Annotated in this window: 15 protein-coding genes; 4 read left to right on the plus strand and 11 right to left on the minus strand. The window is 71.6% G+C overall.

Annotation, left to right across the window (positions count from 1 at the left end; all coding sequences use genetic code 11):
• The 5 genes from pgi to tkt are packed head-to-tail and all read right to left on the minus strand — an operon-like array spanning window position 1 to window position 7,422.
• A complete protein-coding gene (gene pgi / locus B446_RS30505; RefSeq protein ID WP_020943297.1) occupies window positions 1-1,665 on the minus strand; it encodes a glucose-6-phosphate isomerase in 1,665 nt (554 codons plus the stop codon).
• A 1-nt stretch (window position 1,666) separates the two neighbouring features.
• Entirely contained in the window at window positions 1,667-2,593 is a 927-nt protein-coding gene (gene opcA / locus B446_RS30510) for a glucose-6-phosphate dehydrogenase assembly protein OpcA (protein ID WP_020943298.1), read from the minus strand.
• Window positions 2,590-4,185 (minus strand): glucose-6-phosphate dehydrogenase, encoded by a 1,596-nt coding sequence (gene zwf / locus B446_RS30515; protein ID WP_020943299.1) that lies wholly within the window; start codon window positions 4,183-4,185, stop codon window positions 2,590-2,592. The genes opcA and zwf overlap by 4 nt, the downstream gene beginning before the upstream one ends.
• Entirely contained in the window at window positions 4,185-5,327 is a 1,143-nt protein-coding gene (gene tal / locus B446_RS30520) for a transaldolase (RefSeq protein ID WP_043476750.1), read from the minus strand. The genes zwf and tal overlap by 1 nt, the downstream gene beginning before the upstream one ends.
• 19 nt (window positions 5,328-5,346) lie before the next feature.
• Window positions 5,347-7,422 carry a transketolase gene (gene tkt / locus B446_RS30525; protein ID WP_020943301.1) on the minus strand — a complete coding sequence of 692 codons (2,076 nt, stop codon included), beginning with the start codon at window positions 7,420-7,422 and terminating at the stop codon, window positions 5,347-5,349.
• Between the two features lie 147 nt (window positions 7,423-7,569).
• On the opposite strand from tkt, the gene B446_RS30530 reads away from it, so the two are divergent.
• Window positions 7,570-8,472 carry a helix-turn-helix domain-containing protein gene (locus B446_RS30530; protein ID WP_020943302.1) on the plus strand — a complete coding sequence of 301 codons (903 nt, stop codon included), beginning with the start codon at window positions 7,570-7,572 and terminating at the stop codon, window positions 8,470-8,472.
• A 294-nt stretch (window positions 8,473-8,766) separates the two neighbouring features.
• Here the strand turns inward: B446_RS30530 and B446_RS30535 are convergent, their stop codons facing one another.
• Both B446_RS30535 and B446_RS30540 read right to left on the minus strand, forming a co-directional pair.
• Window positions 8,767-10,167 (minus strand): glycoside hydrolase family 16 protein, encoded by a 1,401-nt coding sequence (locus B446_RS30535; RefSeq protein WP_020943303.1) that lies wholly within the window; start codon window positions 10,165-10,167, stop codon window positions 8,767-8,769.
• A 400-nt stretch (window positions 10,168-10,567) separates the two neighbouring features.
• Window positions 10,568-11,377, minus strand: a complete 810-nt coding sequence (locus B446_RS30540; protein ID WP_078614843.1) for a DUF817 domain-containing protein — start codon at window positions 11,375-11,377, stop codon at window positions 10,568-10,570.
• A 157-nt stretch (window positions 11,378-11,534) separates the two neighbouring features.
• Between B446_RS30540 and B446_RS30545 the strand changes: the two genes are divergently transcribed.
• On the plus strand, window positions 11,535-12,872 hold the full coding sequence (locus tag B446_RS30545; RefSeq protein WP_020943305.1) for a 6-phospho-beta-glucosidase: 1,338 nt from the start codon (window positions 11,535-11,537) through the stop codon (window positions 12,870-12,872).
• A gap of 305 nt (window positions 12,873-13,177) precedes the next feature.
• Here B446_RS30545 and B446_RS30550 read toward each other — a convergent pair whose 3' ends face one another.
• Window positions 13,178-14,866 carry a carbohydrate binding domain-containing protein gene (locus B446_RS30550; protein ID WP_020943306.1) on the minus strand — a complete coding sequence of 563 codons (1,689 nt, stop codon included), beginning with the start codon at window positions 14,864-14,866 and terminating at the stop codon, window positions 13,178-13,180.
• Between the two features lie 167 nt (window positions 14,867-15,033).
• Window positions 15,034-16,161: an ATP-grasp domain-containing protein gene (locus tag B446_RS30555; RefSeq protein WP_020943307.1), complete on the minus strand. Its 1,128-nt coding sequence runs from the start codon at window positions 16,159-16,161 to the stop codon at window positions 15,034-15,036.
• Window positions 16,162-16,560: 399 nt separating this feature from the next.
• On the opposite strand from B446_RS30555, the gene B446_RS30560 reads away from it, so the two are divergent.
• Both B446_RS30560 and B446_RS30565 read left to right on the plus strand, forming a co-directional pair.
• Window positions 16,561-17,466, plus strand: coding sequence for a metallophosphoesterase family protein (locus B446_RS30560; protein WP_020943308.1), 906 nt, complete (start codon window positions 16,561-16,563; stop codon window positions 17,464-17,466).
• Window positions 17,414-18,112, plus strand: coding sequence for a 4'-phosphopantetheinyl transferase family protein (locus B446_RS30565; RefSeq protein ID WP_020943309.1), 699 nt, complete (start codon window positions 17,414-17,416; stop codon window positions 18,110-18,112). The genes B446_RS30560 and B446_RS30565 overlap by 53 nt, the downstream gene beginning before the upstream one ends.
• 23 nt (window positions 18,113-18,135) lie before the next feature.
• On the opposite strand, the gene B446_RS30570 is transcribed toward B446_RS30565, so the two are convergent.
• Together B446_RS30570 and B446_RS30575 are read right to left on the minus strand one after the other, a co-directional pair.
• The gene (locus tag B446_RS30570) at window positions 18,136-18,363 is read right to left on the minus strand and encodes a hypothetical protein (protein ID WP_020943310.1); all 228 of its coding nucleotides are present in this window, start codon (window positions 18,361-18,363) and stop codon (window positions 18,136-18,138) included.
• 345 nt (window positions 18,364-18,708) lie between these two features.
• Window positions 18,709-19,338: a hypothetical protein gene (locus tag B446_RS30575; RefSeq protein WP_043479424.1), complete on the minus strand. Its 630-nt coding sequence runs from the start codon at window positions 19,336-19,338 to the stop codon at window positions 18,709-18,711.
• Window positions 19,339-19,348 lie beyond the last annotated feature (10 nt).

Below are 19,348 nucleotides of genomic sequence, written 5' to 3' on the forward strand. Positions count from 1 at the left end.
TCAGTTCTCCGATGCGTTCTTGAGAGTGCGGTAGGCGGCGACGAGGGCCGTGGTGGAGGGGTCGAGGCCGGGCACGTCGGCGCCTTCGGTGAGGGCGGGTTCGACGCGCTTGGCGAGGACCTTGCCGAGCTCCACGCCCCACTGGTCGAAGGAGTCGATGTTCCAGATCGCGCCCTGCACGAACACCTTGTGCTCGTAGAGGGCGATGAGCTGGCCGAGGACGGACGGGGTCAGTTCGCGGGCGAGGATCGTCGTCGTCGGCCGGTCGCCCGGGAACGTCTTGTGCGGGACCAGTTCCTCCGGCACGCCCTCCGCGCGGACCTCCTCGGCCGTCTTGCCGAAGGCGAGGGCCTGGGTCTGGGCGAAGAAGTTCGCCATCAACAGGTCGTGCTGGGCCTTGAGTTCACCGCTCAGCTCGGCGACCGGCCTGGCGAAGCCGATGAAGTCCGCCGGGATCAGCTTCGTGCCCTGGTGGATGAGCTGGTAGTAGGCGTGCTGCCCGTTGGTGCCGGGCGTGCCCCAGACCACCGGCCCGGTCTGCCACTGCACCGGACGCCCGTCGCGCTGCACCGACTTGCCGTTGGACTCCATGTCGAGCTGCTGGAGATAGGCGGTGAACTTGGACAGGTAGTGCGAGTACGGCAGCACCGCGTGGGTCTGCGCGTCGTGGAAGTTGTTGTACCAGATACCCAACAGCCCGAGCAGCAGCGGGGCGTTGGCCTCGGCGGGCGCGGTGCGGAAGTGGTCGTCGACCAGGCGGAAGCCGTCCAGCATCTCGCGGAAGCGGTCCGGGCCGATCGCGATCATCAGGGACAGGCCGATCGCGGAGTCGTACGAGTAGCGGCCGCCGACCCAGTCCCAGAACTCGAACATGTTGGCCGTGTCGATGCCGAAGTCCGACACCTTCTCCGCGTTCGTGGACAGCGCCACGAAGTGCTTGGCCACCGCCTTCTCGTCCCCGTCGAAGGCGTTGAGCAGCCAGGAGCGGGCCGAGGTGGCGTTGGTGATCGTCTCGATGGTGGTGAACGTCTTGGACGCGACGATGAACAGCGTCTCGGCCGGGTCCAGGTCGCGGGTGGCCTCGTGCAGGTCGGCGCCGTCCACGTTGGAGACGAAACGGAACGTCAACTCCCGGGCGGTGAAGGCGCGCAGGGCCTCGTAGGCCATGGCGGGGCCGAGGTCGGAGCCGCCGATGCCGATGTTGACGACGTTCCTGATGCGCCTGCCGGTGTGGCCGGTCCACTCGCCGGAGCGCACCCGCTCGGCGAAGCCGGCCATCTTGTCCAGAACGGCGTGCACGGCCGGTACGACGTTCTCGCCGTCGACCTCGACGACCGCGCCGGGCGCGGCCCGCAGCGCGGTGTGCAGCACCGCCCGGTTCTCGGTGACGTTGATCCTCTCACCGCGGAACATGGCGTCCCGCAGACCGAAGACGTCGGTGGCGGCGGCGAGTTCGCGCAGCAGCGCGAGCGTCTCGTCGGTGATCAGGTGCTTGCTGTAGTCGATGTGCAGATCGCCGACCCGGACGACGTACCGCTCGGCGCGGCCGGGGTCCGTGGCGAACAGCTCGCGCAGGCGAGGCTGTCCCTCGGCGCGGTGGTCGGCCAGGGCCGTCCACTCGGGCCGGTGGGTGAGCACGGGGGTGTCTGACGGTGCGTCGGACATGTCAGGCGTTCTCCTTGGTGGCCTCGCCGGTGAGGGCGATGGCGTACATCTCGTCGGCGTCGAGGCGGCGCAGCTCCTCGGCGATGAGTTCGGAGGTGGCGCGGACCTTCAGGGCGAGGGTGCGCGGCGGCTGGCCCGGCAGGGTCAGCGTGGCGAGCGGCCCTTCCGGCCGGTCGATGACGATCTCGCCGTTGGCGGTGCCGAGCCGCACGGCCGTGACGACCGGGCCTGCGCTGACCACCCGGTCCACGGTGACGCCCAGGCGGGCCTCCAGCCAGCGCGACAGCAGTTCGGCGCTGGGGTTGTCCTGCTCGGCCTCGACGGCCGCGGAGGTCACCTCGGTGCGGGCCTGGTCCAGCGCGGCGGCCAGCATGGACCGCCACAGCGTGAGCCGGGTCCAGGCGAGGTCCGTGTCGCCGGGGGCGTAGGTGCGGCTGCGGGTGTCCAGGACCTCCATCGGCCGCTCCACCGCGTACAGGTCGGTGATGCGGCGCTGGGCCAGCGCGCCCAGCGGGTCCTTGGCCGGGGCGTCGGGCGCGTCCACCGGCCACCACACGACCACCGGGGCGTCCGGCAGCAGCAGCGGCAGCACCACGGAGTCGGCGTGGTCGGACACCTCGCCGTAGGTGCGCAGCACGACGGTCTCGCCGGTGCCGGCCTCGGAACCGACCCGGACCTCGGCGTCGAGCCGGGAGTGGGTGCGGTCGCGCAGGGTGCGGGCGTGCCGCTTGATGACGACCAGGGTCCGCGAGGGGTGTTCGCGCGAGGCGTCCTCCGCGGCCTTGATCGAGTCGTAGGCGTTCTCCTCGTCCGTGACGATGACCATCGTCAGGACCATGCCCACGGCCGGGGTGCCGATGGCGCGGCGTCCCCGCACCAGCGCCTTGTTGATCTTGCTTGCCGTGGTGTCGGTCAGGTCGATCTTCATGGCCTGCGCCAGCTCCGTCCGTCTCGTGCGAGCATCTCGTCCGCTTCCTTCGGGCCCCAGCTGCCCGACGGGTACTGCGCGGGGCTGCCGTGCGCCGCCCAGTACCCCTCGATCGGGTCCAGGATCTTCCAGGACTCTTCCACTTCCTGGTGACGGGGGAACAGGTTGGCGTCGCCGAGCAGCACGTCCAGGATGAGCCGCTCGTACGCCTCCGGGCTGGACTCGGTGAAGGACTCGCCGTAGGCGAAGTCCATCGACACGTCCCGGATCTCCATCGAGGTGCCCGGCACCTTGGAGCCGAACCGCACGGTCATGCCCTCGTCGGGCTGGACGCGGATGACGATCGCGTTCGAGCCCAGCTCCTCGGTGGCGGTGGAGTCGAAGGGGGAGTGCGGGGCCCGCTTGAAGACCACCGCGATCTCGGTGACCCGGCGGCCAAGACGCTTGCCGGCCCGCAGGTAGAAGGGGACGCCCGCCCAGCGGCGGTTGTCGATGCCCAGCTTGAGCGCGGCGTAGGTGTCGGTCTTCGACTGCGGGTCGATGCCGTCCTCCTCCAGATAGCCGACGACCTTCTCGCCGCCCTGCCATCCGGCCGCGTACTGGCCGCGCACGGTGTGCATGCCGAGGTCCTCCGGCAGCCGCACCGACTTCAGCACCTTCAGCTTCTCGGTGAGCAGCGCCTCCGCGTCGAACGCGATGGGCTCCTCCATGGCGGTCAGCGCCATCAGCTGCAGCAGGTGGTTCTGGATGACGTCACGGGCGGCGCCGATGCCGTCGTAGTACCCCGCGCGGCCGCCGATGCCGATGTCCTCGGCCATGGTGATCTGTACGTGGTCGACGTACGACCGGTTCCAGATCGGCTCGTACATCTGGTTGGCGAAGCGCAGCGCCAGGATGTTCTGGACGGTCTCCTTGCCGAGGTAGTGGTCGATCCGGAACACCTGGTCCGGCTCGAACACGTCGTGCACGATCGCGTTCAGGGCCTGGGCGCTGGCCAGGTCGTGGCCGAACGGCTTCTCGATCACCGCGCGCCGCCAGGAGCCCTCCTCGGGCGGGCTCGCCAGGCCGTGCTTCTTCAGCTGCTGCACGACCTTCGGGAAGAACTTCGGCGGCACCGAGAGGTAGAACGCGAAGTTGCCGCCGGTGCCGCGGGAGGCGTCCAGCTCGTCGACGGCGTCCTTGAGCTGCTTGAACGCGGTGTCGTCGTCGAAGTCGCCGGGGATGAACCGCATGCCCTCGGCGAGCTGCTGCCACACCTCCTCACGGAACGGGGTGCGCGAGTGCTCCCGCACCGCGTCGTGCACGACCTCGGCGAAGTCCTGGTCCTCCCAGTCCCGGCGGGCGAACCCGACCAGCGAGAAGCCCGGCGGCAGCAGACCGCGGTTGGCCAGGTCGTACACGGCCGGCATCAGCTTCTTGCGGGACAGGTCGCCGGTCACACCGAAGATGACCAGGCCGGAGGGGCCCGCGATGCGGGGCAGCCGGCGGTCGCGGGGGTCGCGCAGCGGGTTCACCCAGTCGGCGGCCGGGCCGACCGGCACGCGCACCTCCTCGGCGGCGGGTGTCCCGTCTTTCGGGGCCTTGGTCGTCATTACGCGTCAACTCCCTTGCTGTCCAGGGACTTGGTGACGGCGTCCAGCAGTTCCTGCCAGGCCGTCCCGAACTTGGCGACGCCCTCGTCCTCCAGCTGCTGGACGACCTCGTCGTAGGAGATGCCGAGCCGCTCCACGGCGGCGAGGTCCGCGCGGGCCTGCTCGTAACCGCCGGTCACCGTGTCGCCCGTGATCTCGCCGTGGTCGGCGGCGGCCCGCAGGGTGGCCTCCGGCATCGTGTTCACGGTGCCGGGCGCGACCAGCTCGTCCACGTACAGCGTGTCCTTGTACGCGGGATCCTTCACACCGGTGGAGGCCCACAGCGGACGCTGCCGGTTCGCGCCCGCCTTCGCCAGCGCGTCCCAGCGGCCGGAGGCGAAGACCTCCTCGTACGCCTCGTAGGCGAGCCGCGCGTTGGCGAGGGCCGCCCGGCCCTTGAGCGCCAGGGCCTCGTCGGTGCCGAGGGCGGTGAGCCGCTTGTCGATCTCGGAGTCCACGCGGGAGACGAAGAACGACGCCACCGAGTGGATCGTGGACAGGTCCAGGCCGCGCTCGCGGGCCTTCTCCAGGCCGGCCAGGTAGGCGTCCATGACCGCGCGGTAGCGCTCCAGGGAGAAGATCAGCGTCACGTTGACGCTGATACCCAGACCGATGACCTCGGTGATCGCCGGCAGGCCCGCCCGGGTGGCCGGGATCTTGATCATCACGTTGGGGCGGTCGACCAGCCAGGCCAGCTGCCTGGCCTCGGCGACGGTCGCCTTCTCGTCGTGCGCGAGGCGCGGGTCGACCTCGATGGAGACCCGTCCGTCGCGGCCGTCCGAGGCGGTGTAGACGGTATGCAGTACGTCGGCGGCGGCGCGCACGTCGGCGGTCGTCATCATCCGCACGGCCTCCTCGACCGTGACACCGCGCACCGCGAGGTCGGTCAGCTGCTCCTCGTAGCCCTCGCCCGAGCCGATGGCCGCCTGGAAGATCGACGGGTTGGTGGTGACGCCCACGACACCGCCGTTCGCCACCAGCTCCGCCAGGCCGCCCGAGGCGATGCGGGTGCGCGACAGGTCGTCGAGCCAGACCGACACCCCCTCGTCGGCGAGGCGCTTGAGGGCTCCCGGGGTCCCGATTGCTTCGGTCACAGTGATCATCTTTCCTATCGCGTCGGTATCAGGCGTGCGCGGCGGCCAGCGAGGCGCGGGCAGCGGCGGCGACGTTCTCGGGGGTGAAGCCGAACTCGGCGAACAGTGTGGTCGCATCGGCGGAGGCACCGAAGTGTTCGAGGGAGACGATCCGGCCTGCGTCCCCGACGAACCGGTGCCAGGTCAGGCCGATCCCGGCCTCGACGGCGACCCGCGCCCGCACGGCCGGCGGCAGGACGCCGTCGCGGTAGGCCCGCGGCTGCTCCTCGAACCACTCCACGGACGGCATGGACACCACCCGCGTGCCGATCCCCTCGGCCTCCAGCAGCTCCCGCGCGGCGACGGCGAGCTGCACCTCGGAACCGGTCGCGATGACGATCACCTCCGGGGTCTCGGTCGACGACTCGCGCAGGACATAGCCGCCCTTGGCCGCGTCCTCGTGGGGCGCGTACGTCGGCACGCCCTGGCGGGACAGCGCGAGTCCGTGCGGGGCCGGGTCGGTGGCGTGCCTCTTCAGGATCTCGGCCCAGGCGATCGCGGTCTCGTTGGCGTCCGCCGGGCGGACGACGTTCAGGCCCGGAATCGCGCGCAGCGAGGCGAGGTGCTCGACCGGCTGGTGGGTGGGGCCGTCCTCGCCGAGACCGATGGAGTCGTGCGTCCACACGTACGTCACCGGCAGCTGCATCAGCGCCGACATCCGTACGGCGTTGCGCATGTAGTCGGAGAACACCAGGAAGGTGCCGCCGTAGATCCGGGTGTTGCCGTGCAGGGCGATGCCGTTCATCTCCGCGGCCATGGAGAACTCGCGGATGCCGAAGTGGACCGTACGGCCGTACGGGTCTGCCTCGGGCAGCGGGTTGCCCGCCGGCAGGAAGGAGCTGCCCTTGTCGATGGTGGTGTTGTTGGAGCCGGCGAGGTCGGCGGAGCCGCCCCACAGCTCGGGGATCACCGGGCCGAGGGCCTGCAGCACCTTGCCGGAGGCGGCGCGGGTGGCCACCGACCGGCCCTCCTCGAACACCGGCAGGGCGTCCTGCCAGCCCTCGGGCAGCTCGCCCTTGCTGATCCGGTCGAAGAGCGCGGCGCGCTCGGGCTGGTCGGCACGCCACTCGGCGATGCGCTTGTCCCAGGCCGCGTGCGCCTCGGCGCCCCGGTCCAGGGCCCGGCGGGTGTGCCGCAGCACCTCTTCGGAGACCTCGAAGGTCTGCTCAGGGTCGAAGCCGAGGAGCCGCTTCGTGGCCGCGATCTCGTCCTCGCCGAGCGCCGAGCCGTGGGAGGCCTCGGTGTTCCGCGCGTTCGGGGCGGGCCAGGCGATGACCGTGCGCAGTGCGATGATCGACGGCCGTCCGGTCTCGTCCCGTGCCTCGCCCAGCGCCGCGTGGAGCGAGGGCACGTCGATGTCGCCGTCGGCGGTGGGCTCGACGCGCAGGGTGTGCCAGCCGTAGGCCTCGTAGCGCTTCAGTACGTCCTCGGAGAAGGCGGTCGCGGTGTCGCCCTCGATGGAGATGTGGTTGTCGTCGTAGAGGAAGACCAGGTTGCCGAGCCTCTGGTGGCCGGCGAGGGAGGAGGCCTCGGCGGAGACGCCCTCCTCCAGGTCGCCGTCGGAGACGATCGCCCAGACGGTGTGGTCGAAGGGGGACTCGCCCTCAGGCGCGTCCGGGTCGAACAGACCGCGCTCGTAGCGGGCGGCCATGGCCATGCCCACCGCGTTCGCCACGCCCTGGCCCAGCGGGCCGGTGGTGGTCTCCACACCGGCGGTGTGCCCGTACTCCGGATGACCGGGCGTCTTCGAGCCGTGCGTGCGGAACGCCTTCAGGTCGTCGAGGCTCAGTTCGTACCCGGAGAGGAAGAGCTGGGTGTAGAGCGTCAGGGAGGTGTGGCCGGGGGACAGCACGAAGCGGTCACGGCCGGTCCACTCCGGGTCGGCCGGGTCATGCCGCATCACCTTCTGAAAGATCGTGTACGCGGCAGGCGCCAGGCTCATCGCGGTGCCCGGGTGGCCGTTGCCGACCTTCTGCACGGCATCTGCCGCGAGAAGCCTGGCGGTGTCCACGGCACGCCGGTCGAGATCGGTCCACTCGAAGCCGTCGGATGTCTGCGTGCTCATCTTCAAGAAGTCCTCGTTCAATGCGGGATTGCTGGCCGGACGCGTTCAAAAGTAAAAGTCTGACTTTTAAGAAGGAAGGGCGGGGTGTGTCACCCTGTGGTGAATCTGGGACAGTGATCGCCTGACAGGAGCGGCACGAAAGCGAACATGGCGGACACACCACCCCAAGGCGGCGACCCCACCGGCGGCGACGCGATCAGAACCTTCCCCTTCCCGGTCGAACTGGCCGTCGGCGGCGTCGGCATGCAGGTCGGCCCCATGGGAGACGACCACACCTGGCACGCCGACGCCCCGCTGCACCGTGTCCACCGCATCGACTTCCACGTCGTCATGCTCTTCACCGGCGGCCCCGTACGGCACATGATCGACTTCGCCGAGTACGAGGCCGCCGCCGGCGACCTGCTCTGGATCCGCCCCGGACAGGTCCACCGGTTCTCCAGGACCAGCGAGTACCGCGGAACCGTGCTGACCATGCAACCCGGCTTCCTGCCCCGCTCCACCGTCGAGGCCACCGGCCTCTACCGCTACGACCAGCCGCCCCTGCTGCACCCGGGCCCCGGGCAACTCGCCGCGCTCCGGGCCGCCCTCGACCAGCTCGGCCGCGAGTACGAGGACACCGCCACGCTCCCGGCCTCCCTGCACACCGCGGTGCTCCGGCACACCCTGACGGCGTTCCTGCTGCGCCTCGCCCATCTCGCGGCCAGCTCCGCGCAGGCGTCACGGCAGCGGGCGGACACCACCTTCACCCTCTTCCGGGACGCGGTCGAGCAGGACTTCGCCACCAACCACAGCGTCAGCGCCTACGCCGACGCGCTCGGTTACTCCCGCCGCACCCTCGTCCGCGCCGTCCGCGCCGCCACCGGGGAGACGCCGAAGGGCTTCATCGACAAGCGGGTGATCCTGGAGGCCAAGCGCCTCCTCGCCCACACGGACCTCCCGATCGGCCGCGTCGGCGCCGCCGTCGGCTTCCCCGACGCGGCGAACTTCTCCAAGTTCTTCCACCTGCACACCGGGGTCACGCCCGTGACGTTCCGGGCGGAGCTGCGATAGCGGCGGCGTTCCGGGCGCGGCGGCGGTGGCAGTTGGGGGGGTGGCAGTGGGGGTGGGGTGCGGGTGGGGTGGCGGTGGTCGGGGCGGGGCGAGCGGCGTCGGCCGGGTGCGAGCTGCGTCGGCCGGGTGCCGGCCCGAGCGGAGTGAGCCGGTCGCGGGCCCGAGCGGAGTGAGCCGGTTGCGGGTCCGCCGCCGTCCCGCAACTTGCGTGCCCCGGAACGTGCGTGCCCGGGAACGCGGCCGCCCCGGTGCGCGCCGCAGGGGCGGCGTGCACCGGGGCGGGAGTCCGGCTGGTCAGTGACCGAAGTCGAACCAGTTCACGTTCACGAAGTCGGCCGGCTGGCCGCTGGTGAACGTCAGATACACGTCGTGCGTGCCGGTCACCGCGCCGATGTTCGCCGGGACCGTGCGCCACGACTGCCAGCCCCCGGTGTTGGACAGCGCGAAGCTGCCGATGGGGGCGTTGGAGCGGCTGTCCAGGCGTACCTCGACCAGACCGCTCACCCCGGACGCGGCCCCGCTCGCCACCCGCGCGTTGAACTGGGTGGCCGCCGAGGAGCCGAACTTGACGCCCTTGTAGAGCGCCCAGTCACCGTTGGCGAGGTAGCCGATGTCCTGGCCGCCGCCGGTGTCCGTGGTGGTCTCCGTGCTCACGCCGGACTGGCTGTCGTAGGACTCGGCCTGGATGGGGGAGTAGGCGTCCCGGCTGCCGGAGGGCGGGGGAGTGGTGCCACCGCCTCCGCCGGACGACTGGAGCACCTGCACGTAGTCCACGACCATCGGGTGGTTCGGCTCGGTGCCGCTGTCCGGGCCGCCGCCGAAGGCCCCCGGGAAGCCGCCGCCCATCGCCACGTTCAGGATGACGAAGTACCCGTGGTTGGTGGCGTTCGCCCACGTCGTCGCGTCGACCTGGTTGGCCTTCACGGTGTGGAAGTTGACGCCGTCGAGGTAGAAGCGGATCTCCTCGGGGCTGGTCGAGCGGTCCCACTCCATGGCGTACGTGTGGAAACCGGCCTGGCAGGTCGTGCCGGTACACGCCGTGGAGTTGCCGATGCCGGACGTCTCGTTGCAGGGGCCGCCCGGGTTGCTGCCGCAGTGCATCGTGGCCCAGTCGGTGTTCAGGCCCTGCACGTTCTCCATGATGTCCAGCTCGCCGACGCTCGGCCAGTTCTGGTAGTTGCCGCGGAAGGGGGCGCCCAGCGTCCAGAAGGCCGGCCAGTAGCCCTTGGCGGCGGCCCCGGTCACGTTCGGCATCTGGATCCGGGACTCCACGCGCAGCTTGCCGCCGGCCGGTGGCTGGAAGTCGGTCCGGGTGGTCTCGATACGGCCCGAGGTCCAGTGCCCGGACGCGTCGCGGCGCGGGGTGATGAGCAGGTTGCCGTTGCCGTCCAGCGCGACGTTGTCGGTGCTCGAGGTCATCGACTCGACTTCGCCCGTACCCCAGTTGGCGGCACCGCCCGGGTACGAAGTGCCCGTGTCGTACTGCCAGTTCGACGTGTTGACACCCGAACCGGCCGAGCCGTTGAAGTCGTCGAGGAAGACCTGCGTCCAGCCGGAAGGGGGTGTGGGGGCGGAAGCGCTGGCGGGGAGGGTGGCGGCCGTCGCGGCCGCAGCGGCCAGACCGAACGTGGCGACGACGGCGACGAGCGCGCGCCGGAACGTCCGGGGTCTGGGTATGCCGGAGGATTCACTCATGGGGGAAGGACCTCTCGGGTACGGGGAGTGCGGGAGGGGAGCGCTCCCATGAAGGGGTGAGAGCGCTCTCAGGTTGCCGCCAATGTGCTCCCCGGCCCTGCGGCCGTCAAGACTTGAAGCAAGGAAAGTCCTTGTGGGGCACGGGAGTTCACGCCTCGAAGCGGGCGGTACCGGTCCAGACCAGACCAGGCCAGGGGTGAGGGGCCGGGTGGCGGGGCCGTGAGGGGAGAGCTGGGGCGATCGGATGGTGTCGACCGTGTGAGGGCGACCGTGTGAGGGCGACCGTGTGAGGACGGCAGTATGCGGGCTACCTTGTACGGGCGACCGTATGCGGGTGATCGCATACGGGAGACCGGTAGTGGTGGGCCGGGGATTCGTGCGCGTCAGGACCGTCGTTCGGTCAGGTGCGGCCCTGCGGCCCGGGGGCGGTGGCGGGGCGCGTTCTGCCGAGGGCGGCGAGGACGAAGGTGACGCTGATGAGCAGCGACCAGGCGCCGAACTTGGACATGTCGACGGGCTGCCAGCCGTGGAGCTGGTACGGGTAGCGCCAGGCGCCCACTCCGGTGGCGAGGTTCTCCGCCAGCCACAGGAAGAAGCCGATCAGGGTGAACGACAGCGCGAGCGGCATGCGCCGCCGTACCCCGCGCACCGTGTACCGCACGGAGGTGCCCGTGGTGACGGCCACGAGGAGGGCCGCGAGGGGCCAGCGGGCGTCGGGCAGCCAGTGGTGGCTGAAGAAGTTGACGTAGATGCCGGCGGCGACCACCGCGGTCGCGCGCGGCCGGTAGCCGACCACTTCCAGGTCGAACAGGTGCCAGGCCCGGCAGACGTAGCTGCCGACGGCCGCGTAGAGGAAACCGCCGTACAGGGGCACGCCCGCGAACTTCAGCACCGCCGGCTCCGGATAGCTCCACGAGCCCTGTGCCACCTTCACCAGTTCGAAGGCGAGGCCGATGACATGGCAGGCGGCGATGACGGCGACGTCCCGGCCGCTCTCCCAGCCGCGCCGCCAGAACAGCAGGGTCAGCAGCACACCGTAGGCGACGAGCAGGTCGTAGCGGGCCACGGGCAGCGGCGGCAGCAGCGTCGACGCCGCCACCCCCGACAGCAGCGCGATGGCGAAGGCGCAGGCGCGGGTCTGGGTCCAGGTGAAGTCGAGCAGCTGGCCCACCGGGGAGGCCGGAGGTCCGGCCGGACTGGTACGGAGCATGGTGATCAGGAGGACGGCCGGTGGCCCCCTGCGGTTGCCGGGGCGCGCAGGTCACGGGAAGGAACACGGGTCCGGTCCGGCGCGGCGAGTAGGGTGCCTGACGGGCCGGCCTGGGCAGACGGCGGTGCGTGGGTTCGCGTGCGGGAGAGGTGCGGGTGTGAGGCTGACGATTCTCGGCGGTGGCGGGTTCCGGGTTCCGCTCGTGTACGGGGCGCTGCTGGCGGACCGTGGTGAGGGGCGGGTCACGGAGGTCGTGCTGCACGATCTGGACGCCGGTCGACTGCATACGGTCGCCCGTGTCCTGGCCGAGCAGGCGTCGGCCGTCGGCGACGCTCCGCGGGTGACCACCACGACCGACCTCGACGAGGCACTGCGCGGCGCCGACTTCGTCTTCTCGGCGATCCGTGTCGGCGGTCTGGAGGGCCGGGCGGACGACGAACGGGTGGCCTTGGCGGAGGGCGTCCTCGGCCAGGAGACGGTCGGCGCGGGCGGTGTCGCCTACGGACTGCGGACGGTCCCGGTCGCCGTCGACATCGCCCGGCGGGTGGCCCGGCTGGCACCCGACGCCTGGGTCATCAACTTCACCAACCCGGCCGGGCTGGTGACCGAGGCCATGTCCGGCCACCTCGGCGACCGCGTCATCGGCATCTGCGACTCGCCGGTCGGCCTCGGCCGCCGTATCGCCCGGGTCCTCGGCGCGGACCCGAAGGAGGCGTGGATCGACTACGTCGGCCTCAACCACCTCGGCTGGGTGCGCGGTCTGAGGGTCGCGGGCCGGGACGAACTGCCGCGCCTGTTCGCGGATCCCGGTCTGCTGGGCTCCTTCGAGGAGGGCAGGCTCTTCGGCGCCGACTGGCTGCGGTCCCTGGGCGCCGTTCCCAACGAGTACCTGCACTACTACTACTTCAACCGGGAGACCGTACGGGCCTACCGGGAGGCCGAGAAGACCCGCGGCGCCTTCCTGCGTGACCAGCAGGCGCGGTTCTACGAGGAGGCCGGGCGCGCGGACGTGTCCGCCCTCGGCGCGTGGCACCGCACCCGCGACGAGCGCGAGGCGACCTACATGGCGGAGAACCGGGAGACGGCCGGTGCCGGCGAGCGTGAGGCCGACGACCTCTCCGGCGGCTACGAGAAGGTGGCCCTCGCCCTCATGCGGGCCATCGCCCGCGACGAGCGCACGACCCTCATCCTGAACGTGCGCAACCAGGGCACCCTGTCGGTCCTCGACCCGGACGCCGTCATCGAGGTGCCCTGCCTGGTCGACGCCAACGGCGCCCACCCGGTCGCGGTCGCACCGCTGCCCGGGCACGCCACCGGTCTGGTCTGTTCGGTCAAGGCAGTCGAGCGCGAGGTGCTCGCGGCCGCCGAGTCCGGTTCGCGTACGACGGCCGTCAAGGCGTTCGCCCTGCACCCGTTGGTGGACTCGGTCGAGGTGGCGCGGCGTCTGGTCGACGGGTACACGGCCGTCCATCCCGGCCTGGCGTACCTGAAGTAGCGGCGGGAAGGCGGCTCTTGGCGCTGCGGCGAGGGCGGCGGCGAGGGCCGTTCTTCGAGGCGGCCGGCCGCTCCCCGTGACTGCGGCCGGCCGACCCGATCCCCCGTTCACCCGGTGGCGCTTCCCCCCGTGCCCCCGGGTGGTCCCCCGTGCTTCCCCCGTGTTCCCCGTCCCCCGTGCTTCCCCCGTTCCTGACATGTAGAGCGGCCAGGCCGGGCCCTGATACACCCCGGGCGGAAAAAAATCCCCCCGGCCCGTCGGCCGGGGGGATTCTCGTCATCCGTGTGACTGTGTCCGTGCCGTGGTCAGCCGGTGAACCCGGCGGTGATGGACGTGAACTGCCAGTTGTTCTGGCCGATGCCGGAGCAGTTCGAGACGACTCCGCCGCCCGCGCAGGGCCGGTCGCGGTTGACCGACCAGAAGGCGAGCCGGGCGATGTGGTGCGCGTTGGACCAGTCGCGGATCTGGGTCCAGATCGCCGGGGTGGTCGTCTCCTGCTGGTCGGACAGGCCGTTCATGCCGGAGATGCCGATGTGGGAGTAGGCGGTCGCGTCGTCCCAGCCGAACGTCGACTTCAGCTTGGCCTTCAGGCCCTCGGCCGCGTTCACCGTGTTGCCGTACATGTCCGAGCCGCCGCCGAAGTCGAACGGCATGATCGTGAAGGCGTCGATGTCGGCGCCGAGCGACTTCGCCTGCTCGATGAGCCGGTTGCCGTAGTAGGTCGGGCCGGTGGTCGAGGTGCCGAAGGTGACGATGGTCTTCAGCCCCGGGTTGTCGGTCTTCACCGTCTTCAGCGCGGTCAGGATCCTCGCCTGCACGGCCTCGTTCTCGAACTCGTCCGTGTTCTCGATGTCCATGTCGATGGCCTTGAGCGAGTAGGCGTTGATCACCTTCTGCAGCGCCCCGGCCAGCGCGCTCGCGGAGGAGCAGTTGGCGCCCAGCTTGCTGCCCTGCCAGCCGCCGAACGACGGGACGACGTCACCGCCGGCGGACCGGATCTGGTTGACGGCGGTCTGGTCCACCCCGCCCGTCAGCGCCCGGCTGCCGTCCCAGGCGGGGTTGCAGCCGCCCGAGTCGAGCACGAACGCCATCGTGAACCACTTGACGCCGGTCGCGCTCATCACCGTGGACGGGCTCGGCGGGTCGCCCCAGCCCTCGTACAGGTAGGGCGCCGCCTGCTTGAAGGAGGTCCCGCCGCCGCTGCCCGCGTTGGTCGTGACGGTCACGGAGCCGGAGGCCGGCGAGGTGTTCCCGGCCGCGTCCCGCGCCTTCACGCTGAAGGTGTACGAGGTGCTCGGCGACAGCCCGCCGACCGTGGCGGACGTACCGGAGACGGTGAGGACCTGGTTCGATCCGCTGTAGACGTCGTACGCCGTCACGCCGACGTTGTCCGAGGAGGCGTTCCACTGCAGGGACACGCTCGACGACGTCTTCCCGGTCGAGGTGAGCCCGCCGGGCGCGGTCGGCGCCTGGGTGTCCCCGCCGCCTCCGCCGCCGCCCGGGCCGTCCAGGCTGATGTCGTCGGCGTAGTAGGTGCCCTGCGCGTACCAGCCGTGCACGTAGACGGTGGCGCTGGTCTGCGAGGCGCCGGTGGTGAAGGAGACGCTGAGCTGGCTGTACGCCGACGGGGACGTCGTCCAGGTGGAGGCGCCGCCGTTGACGCCGAGGTAGACGTACGAGCCGCGGACCCAGCCCTGCAGCGTGTACGTGGTGTTCGGCTGGACGGCGACCGTCTGGCTGCACTGCGCGTTGTCGCTGGAGCTGACGGCGCCCTGCAGGGCCTTGGAGCCGCCGTGCACGGGGGAGGAGACGACCGAGCCGAGGTTGCCGGAACAGGTCCAGGGCGACAGGCCGCCGGACTCGAAGCCGGGGTTGGTGAGGATGTTGGCCGCTTGAGCGGTGCCGGGAAGGGCGAGGGCTCCGCCGAAGGCGAGAGCGACGGTGCCGAGGACGGCGAGCAGCCGACGTCTGGTGCGTCTGAGTGGGTTGCGCACGCGATCTCCCTGTGGGGATGGGGGTGTTCGGGAGTGCAGGGGAGTGGGGGGTGCGCCAACCAAGTTGGTTTGGACCAATCCGGCTGTCAAGGAGCAGGACAGGATTGGTCCATACCGGTGGGGGTGAAGAGCGGGTGGCCGGGATCCGCGTCCGGCCGGTCGTTCGCCTACAGCGGCAGCGCCTCCGCCGAGGTCTGCTGAACGATGGGGAGGGGGGCGGGGGTCGTCGGCAGCAGGATCTCGGGCTGAGCCGTCCGCTGCTGGGGCAGCGAGACCGCGCGAAGCGGCCGCGGCCCGGACACCACGGTGTAGTCCTGCCCCAGGAACGGCGGCTCGATCGCGCCGGGGTCCTCACCGAGTGCCAACTGCACTGCCGCCCACGGGGCGTTGATCCCGCAGAGGGAGAGCTGGTGCAGGCCGCCCGCGGGCCTGGTGTTGACGTCGAGCAGCACCGGGCGGTCGCCGTGCATCCGGAACTGGACGTTGGACAGATAGTGCAGCCCGAAGCCCTCGGCCACCAGCCGGGCCGGCTCCAGCCACTTCTTGTGCAGGGTGAAGCCCCGGCGGCGGCCGTTCTTCGTGCGGCCCAGGGCGAGCCGGACGCGGTTGTCGGGGCCGGTCAGGCAGTCGACCGACACCTCGGGCTGGCCCAGCCGGGGCATCACCAGCCAGTTCACGGGCTCCGCCGCCCGCTCCAGCGCCTCGACCACCAGCTCCAGTTGGACGTGTGGACCGGGGAAGCCGCCCAAGTGGGCCAGCGAGAAGGGCTCACGCGTGATCACCCGGAAGCCGACGCCGCCCGCGCCGGACGCCGGCTTGAAGCACGCCACCTCTCCCGCCGACTCCAACTCCTCAACAGCGGCCACCAGTTCGGCTGCCGTGCGCACGCGCCACCAGGGCGGCACCGGCACCCCGACCGAGCGGACCGCCTCGTACGCCGTCGCCTTGTCCTCGAACACCGCGATCGCCTCGCGCGTCGGCGCCAGCAGCGCCGTGCCCGCGGCCTCGAAGTCGCTCCGGTGCGCCACCACCGCCGCCTGGTGCAGCCGGGGCACGAACACGTCGATGCCGCGCCGCGCGCACTGGTCCAGGGCGTACTCGACGTAGCCGGCCGGGGAGAGGCCCTCCGGCTCCAGGTCGGCGGTGTCGGCGGCGGCGAGCACGGGGGAGTCGGCGTCACCGTGGGTCGCGTGGATCTCCACCGCCCGGTCGCTGGGATTTCTCCGCAGCTGATCCATGAAGAACACGTTCTCCGCGTACGTGCGGTTGAGCCAGACGCGTACGCGAGAAGGCATGCAGGCCGCCTTTCGGGGGTTTTCGGGCAGGGCGGAGCGGCCCGTGCCCGGGCAGGAGGGAGGAAGGGACACCGAACGGCCCTGGGAAAAGGGAGGGAGGGCGCCGATGTTGGGGCGATCATACGGCTTTCAAACGCCTGCGCGTGCAACGTGAGTGTTACGGATTCACCCACGCCCCACAGGCCCCGCCCGGCCCCCTCGACCCGGCCGTCCCTCCTGTCCGGGCCGGCCGTCCACTCCGTCCGGCCCGACCGTCCACTCCGTCCGCCTCGTCCGTCCACCCCGTCCGTCCACCCCGTCCGTCTCGTCCGTCCGCCACATCCGGCCCGGTCGCCCTTGTCCCGGGCCGGTGAATGTGTTGTCGTGGTGCTGACGGATCATCGGATGAAGGGGTACGGGGTGGAGTCGACGGCCGGGGCCGGACAGCTGCTGGCCATCAGCGACCTGCACGTCTCCTATCCGGAGAACCGCGCGCTCGTCGAGGAGATGCGCCCGCGCACGGACGACGACTGGCTGATCGTCGCCGGGGACGTGGCGGAGACCGTCGAGGACGTCCGGTGGGCCCTGGCCACCCTCGCGGGCCGCTTCCGCAAGGTCCTGTGGGCGCCCGGCAACCACGAGCTGTGGACCCACCCGACGGACCCGGTCACCCTGCGCGGCGTCGCCCGCTACCAGCACCTCGTCGCCCTGTGCCAGGAACTCGGGGTCACCTCGCCGGAGGACCCGTACCCGGTGTGGGAGGGACCCGGCGGTCCGGTCGCCGTCGCCCCGCTGTTCCTGCTGTACGACTACTCGTTCCTGCCGCCCGGCTGCGCCACCAAGGAGGAGGGCCTGGCCTACGCGGAGGGCACGGGCATCGTCTGCAACGACGAGTACCTGCTCCACCCCGACCCGTACCGCACGCGCGAGGAGTGGTGCCGGGACCGCGTCGCCCGGACCGAGCGCAGGCTCGCCGCGCTGCCCGACGGCCTGCCCGTGGTCCTGGCCAACCACTACCCGCTCGACCGGCACCCGACGGACGTGCTCTGGCACCCGGAGTTCGCCATGTGGTGCGGTACGGCCCTCACCGCCGACTGGCACCGCCGGTTCCGCGTCGAGACGATGGTCTACGGCCACCTGCACATCCCGCGGACCACCTGGCACGAGGGTGTCCGCTTCGAAGAAGTGTCCGTGGGATATCCCCGCGAATGGCGCAAGCGCTCCGTACCCCCGGGGCAGCCGCGCCGCATCCTGCCGATGGAGGTCGGACCCGGTGATCGAGGAGCTGCTCCCGGAGTCGGTGGTGGCCGTGGAGGCGTTCGGTGACGAGAAGTCGGAGAACGCCACGCTGTACCCCGAGGAGGAGCGGATCGTGGCCCGCGCGGTGGACAAGCGCCGCCGGGAGTTCACGGCCGTGCGGGTCTGCGCCCGGCTCGCCATGGAGAAACTCGGCGTGCCGGCCCAGGCCGTGCCGACCGGCGAACGCGGCGCCCCGGTCTGGCCCCAGGGCCTGAGCGGCAGCATGACCCACTGCGAGGGCTACCGGGCCGCGGCCCTGGTCCGCGCCGGGGACCTCGCCTCCCTCGGGATCGACGCCGAGGTCGACGCGCCGCTGCCCGACCAGGTCTTCGAGAGCATCGCGCTGCCCTCCGAACAGCGGCGGCACCGCGCGCTGAGCGCCTCCCGGCCCGGCGTCCACTGGGACCGGCTGCTGTTCAGCGCCAAGGAGTCCGTGTACAAGGCGTGGTTCCCGCTGGCGCGCGCCTGGCTGGACTTCTCGGAGGCGGACATCGAGCTGGTCACGCACGCCGGGGCGGGCGGCCACTCCGGGACGGTCACCCGAGGCGGCTTCCGGGCCCGGCTCCTGGTCCCCGGGCCATGGGTGGGCGGTGTACGGCTGAGCGGGTTCGACGGCCGCTGGCTCGTCGCCGACGGACTCGTGCTGACGGCGGTGACCGTCCCGCACCGCTGAGCGGGACGGTCCCGCGCCCGGGCTCAGTCCCGCGGGCACCAGTGGCCGACGAGCCGGAGGAACTCCTCCTCGTTGCCCGTCAGTCCCGCCCGCTCCAGCGCCCCGTCCGCCTCGGCGAGCACGACGGGGGGCACCACCACGGGGCCGCCGCCGTCCGGTGGCCGGTCGAAGGCGGCGCGTACGGTGTGCAGCAGCCGCAGGTAGGCCTGGACGGCGGTGCGTTCACGGTCGGTCAGTACGGCGGTGGGCATCGGTCGGCTCTCCCCGGTTCGGCGTCACGGTCACGCGCCCTGCGGCGCCGTGCGCCGAGTCGTACGGCGCACGTGTCCAGCTTGCCGCCCCCCACTGACAACGCCGTTGCGCCTGGCCACGGATCGCCCGCTCAGCGGAGGGAAAACCCCACCGCGGCTGCGAATACGCCCTGCTCCGTCCTGCTCCGTCCTGCTCCGATCTGCCGCGGCTTGCCCGTCCCGGTCTCCTGCCGGCGCCCCGCTTCCGGCCGGCGGCCGGCTCCCCGTCGACGCCTCGCTCCCCGCTCCCCGCCGGAGCCGGGTTCCTCGTCGGCGCCCCGTCGTTCGCCGGTGCCCGCCGGCCGCTCAGCCCTGGGGACCCGGGTAGCCCAGGGCCGCCTCGATTCGGCCCGCCACGTCGTCCCGCCGGACCGGGCCGCGCAGGCCCGAACCGGTCAGCCGGGTGCGGCACTTGCTGGCGAGGAGCAGCCCGAAGGTCTCGGCCTCGCGCTCCTCGGCCTGGTCGAAGCGGGTGCGGGCGGCGACCCTGAGGACCGTGGCCTGGAGCGCGGCCTGGTCGGGGTCGTCGACCAGCAGCCGGGTCGCCACGCCGGCACCCGCGCCCGCACCGGCGCCGGTACCCGCACCCGCGCCCGCACCGGCGCCGGTACCCGCACCCGCGCCCGCACCGGCACCCGCGCCGAGGCCGTCGACGTGGTGCCCGCTGTGGTCGGCCTGCATGTGCCACAGCTCGTGGCCGAGGATCACCAACTGGTGGTCGGGGGCGGTGCGTTCCTCGACCACGACCAGGTCGCGGTCGGTCATGTCCAGCCACAGGCCGCTGGCCGTGCCGGGCGGGAAGGCGGCCGTACGGAAGTGCACGGGGCGGCCGCGGCGCCGGCTCATCGCCTCGCACAGCGCGCGGTAGACCTCGTGCGGCGGCGCCTGCGGGGGCAGGGCGAGTTCCCCGACCAGTTCGGCGCACAGCCGGCGCATGTCCTTGCCG

This window comes from Streptomyces collinus Tu 365 (genome assembly GCF_000444875.1).
GTDB lineage: Bacteria > Actinomycetota > Actinomycetes > Streptomycetales > Streptomycetaceae > Streptomyces > Streptomyces collinus_A.

Bases quoted from the DNA above. Each gene is read 5' to 3' on its own strand.
- tal (WP_043476750.1), bottom strand. From the start codon at position 5,327: ATGATCACTGTGACCGAAGCAATCGGGACCCCGGGAGCCCTCAAGCGC.
- B446_RS30540 (WP_078614843.1), bottom strand. From the start codon at position 11,377: ATGCTCCGTACCAGTCCGGCCGGACCTCCGGCCTCCCCGGTGGGCCAG.
- tkt (WP_020943301.1), bottom strand. From the start codon at position 7,422: ATGAGCACGCAGACATCCGACGGCTTCGAGTGGACCGATCTCGACCGG.
- B446_RS30555 (WP_020943307.1), bottom strand. From the start codon at position 16,161: ATGCCTTCTCGCGTACGCGTCTGGCTCAACCGCACGTACGCGGAGAAC.
- opcA (WP_020943298.1), bottom strand. From the start codon at position 2,593: ATGAAGATCGACCTGACCGACACCACGGCAAGCAAGATCAACAAGGCG.
- B446_RS30535 (WP_020943303.1), bottom strand. From the start codon at position 10,167: ATGAGTGAATCCTCCGGCATACCCAGACCCCGGACGTTCCGGCGCGCG.
- pgi (WP_020943297.1), bottom strand. From the start codon at position 1,665: ATGTCCGACGCACCGTCAGACACCCCCGTGCTCACCCACCGGCCCGAG.
- B446_RS30570 (WP_020943310.1), bottom strand. From the start codon at position 18,363: ATGCCCACCGCCGTACTGACCGACCGTGAACGCACCGCCGTCCAGGCC.
- B446_RS30575 (WP_043479424.1), bottom strand. From the start codon at position 19,338: ATGCGCCGGCTGTGCGCCGAACTGGTCGGGGAACTCGCCCTGCCCCCG.
- zwf (WP_020943299.1), bottom strand. From the start codon at position 4,185: ATGACGACCAAGGCCCCGAAAGACGGGACACCCGCCGCCGAGGAGGTG.
- B446_RS30530 (WP_020943302.1), top strand. From the start codon at position 7,570: ATGGCGGACACACCACCCCAAGGCGGCGACCCCACCGGCGGCGACGCG.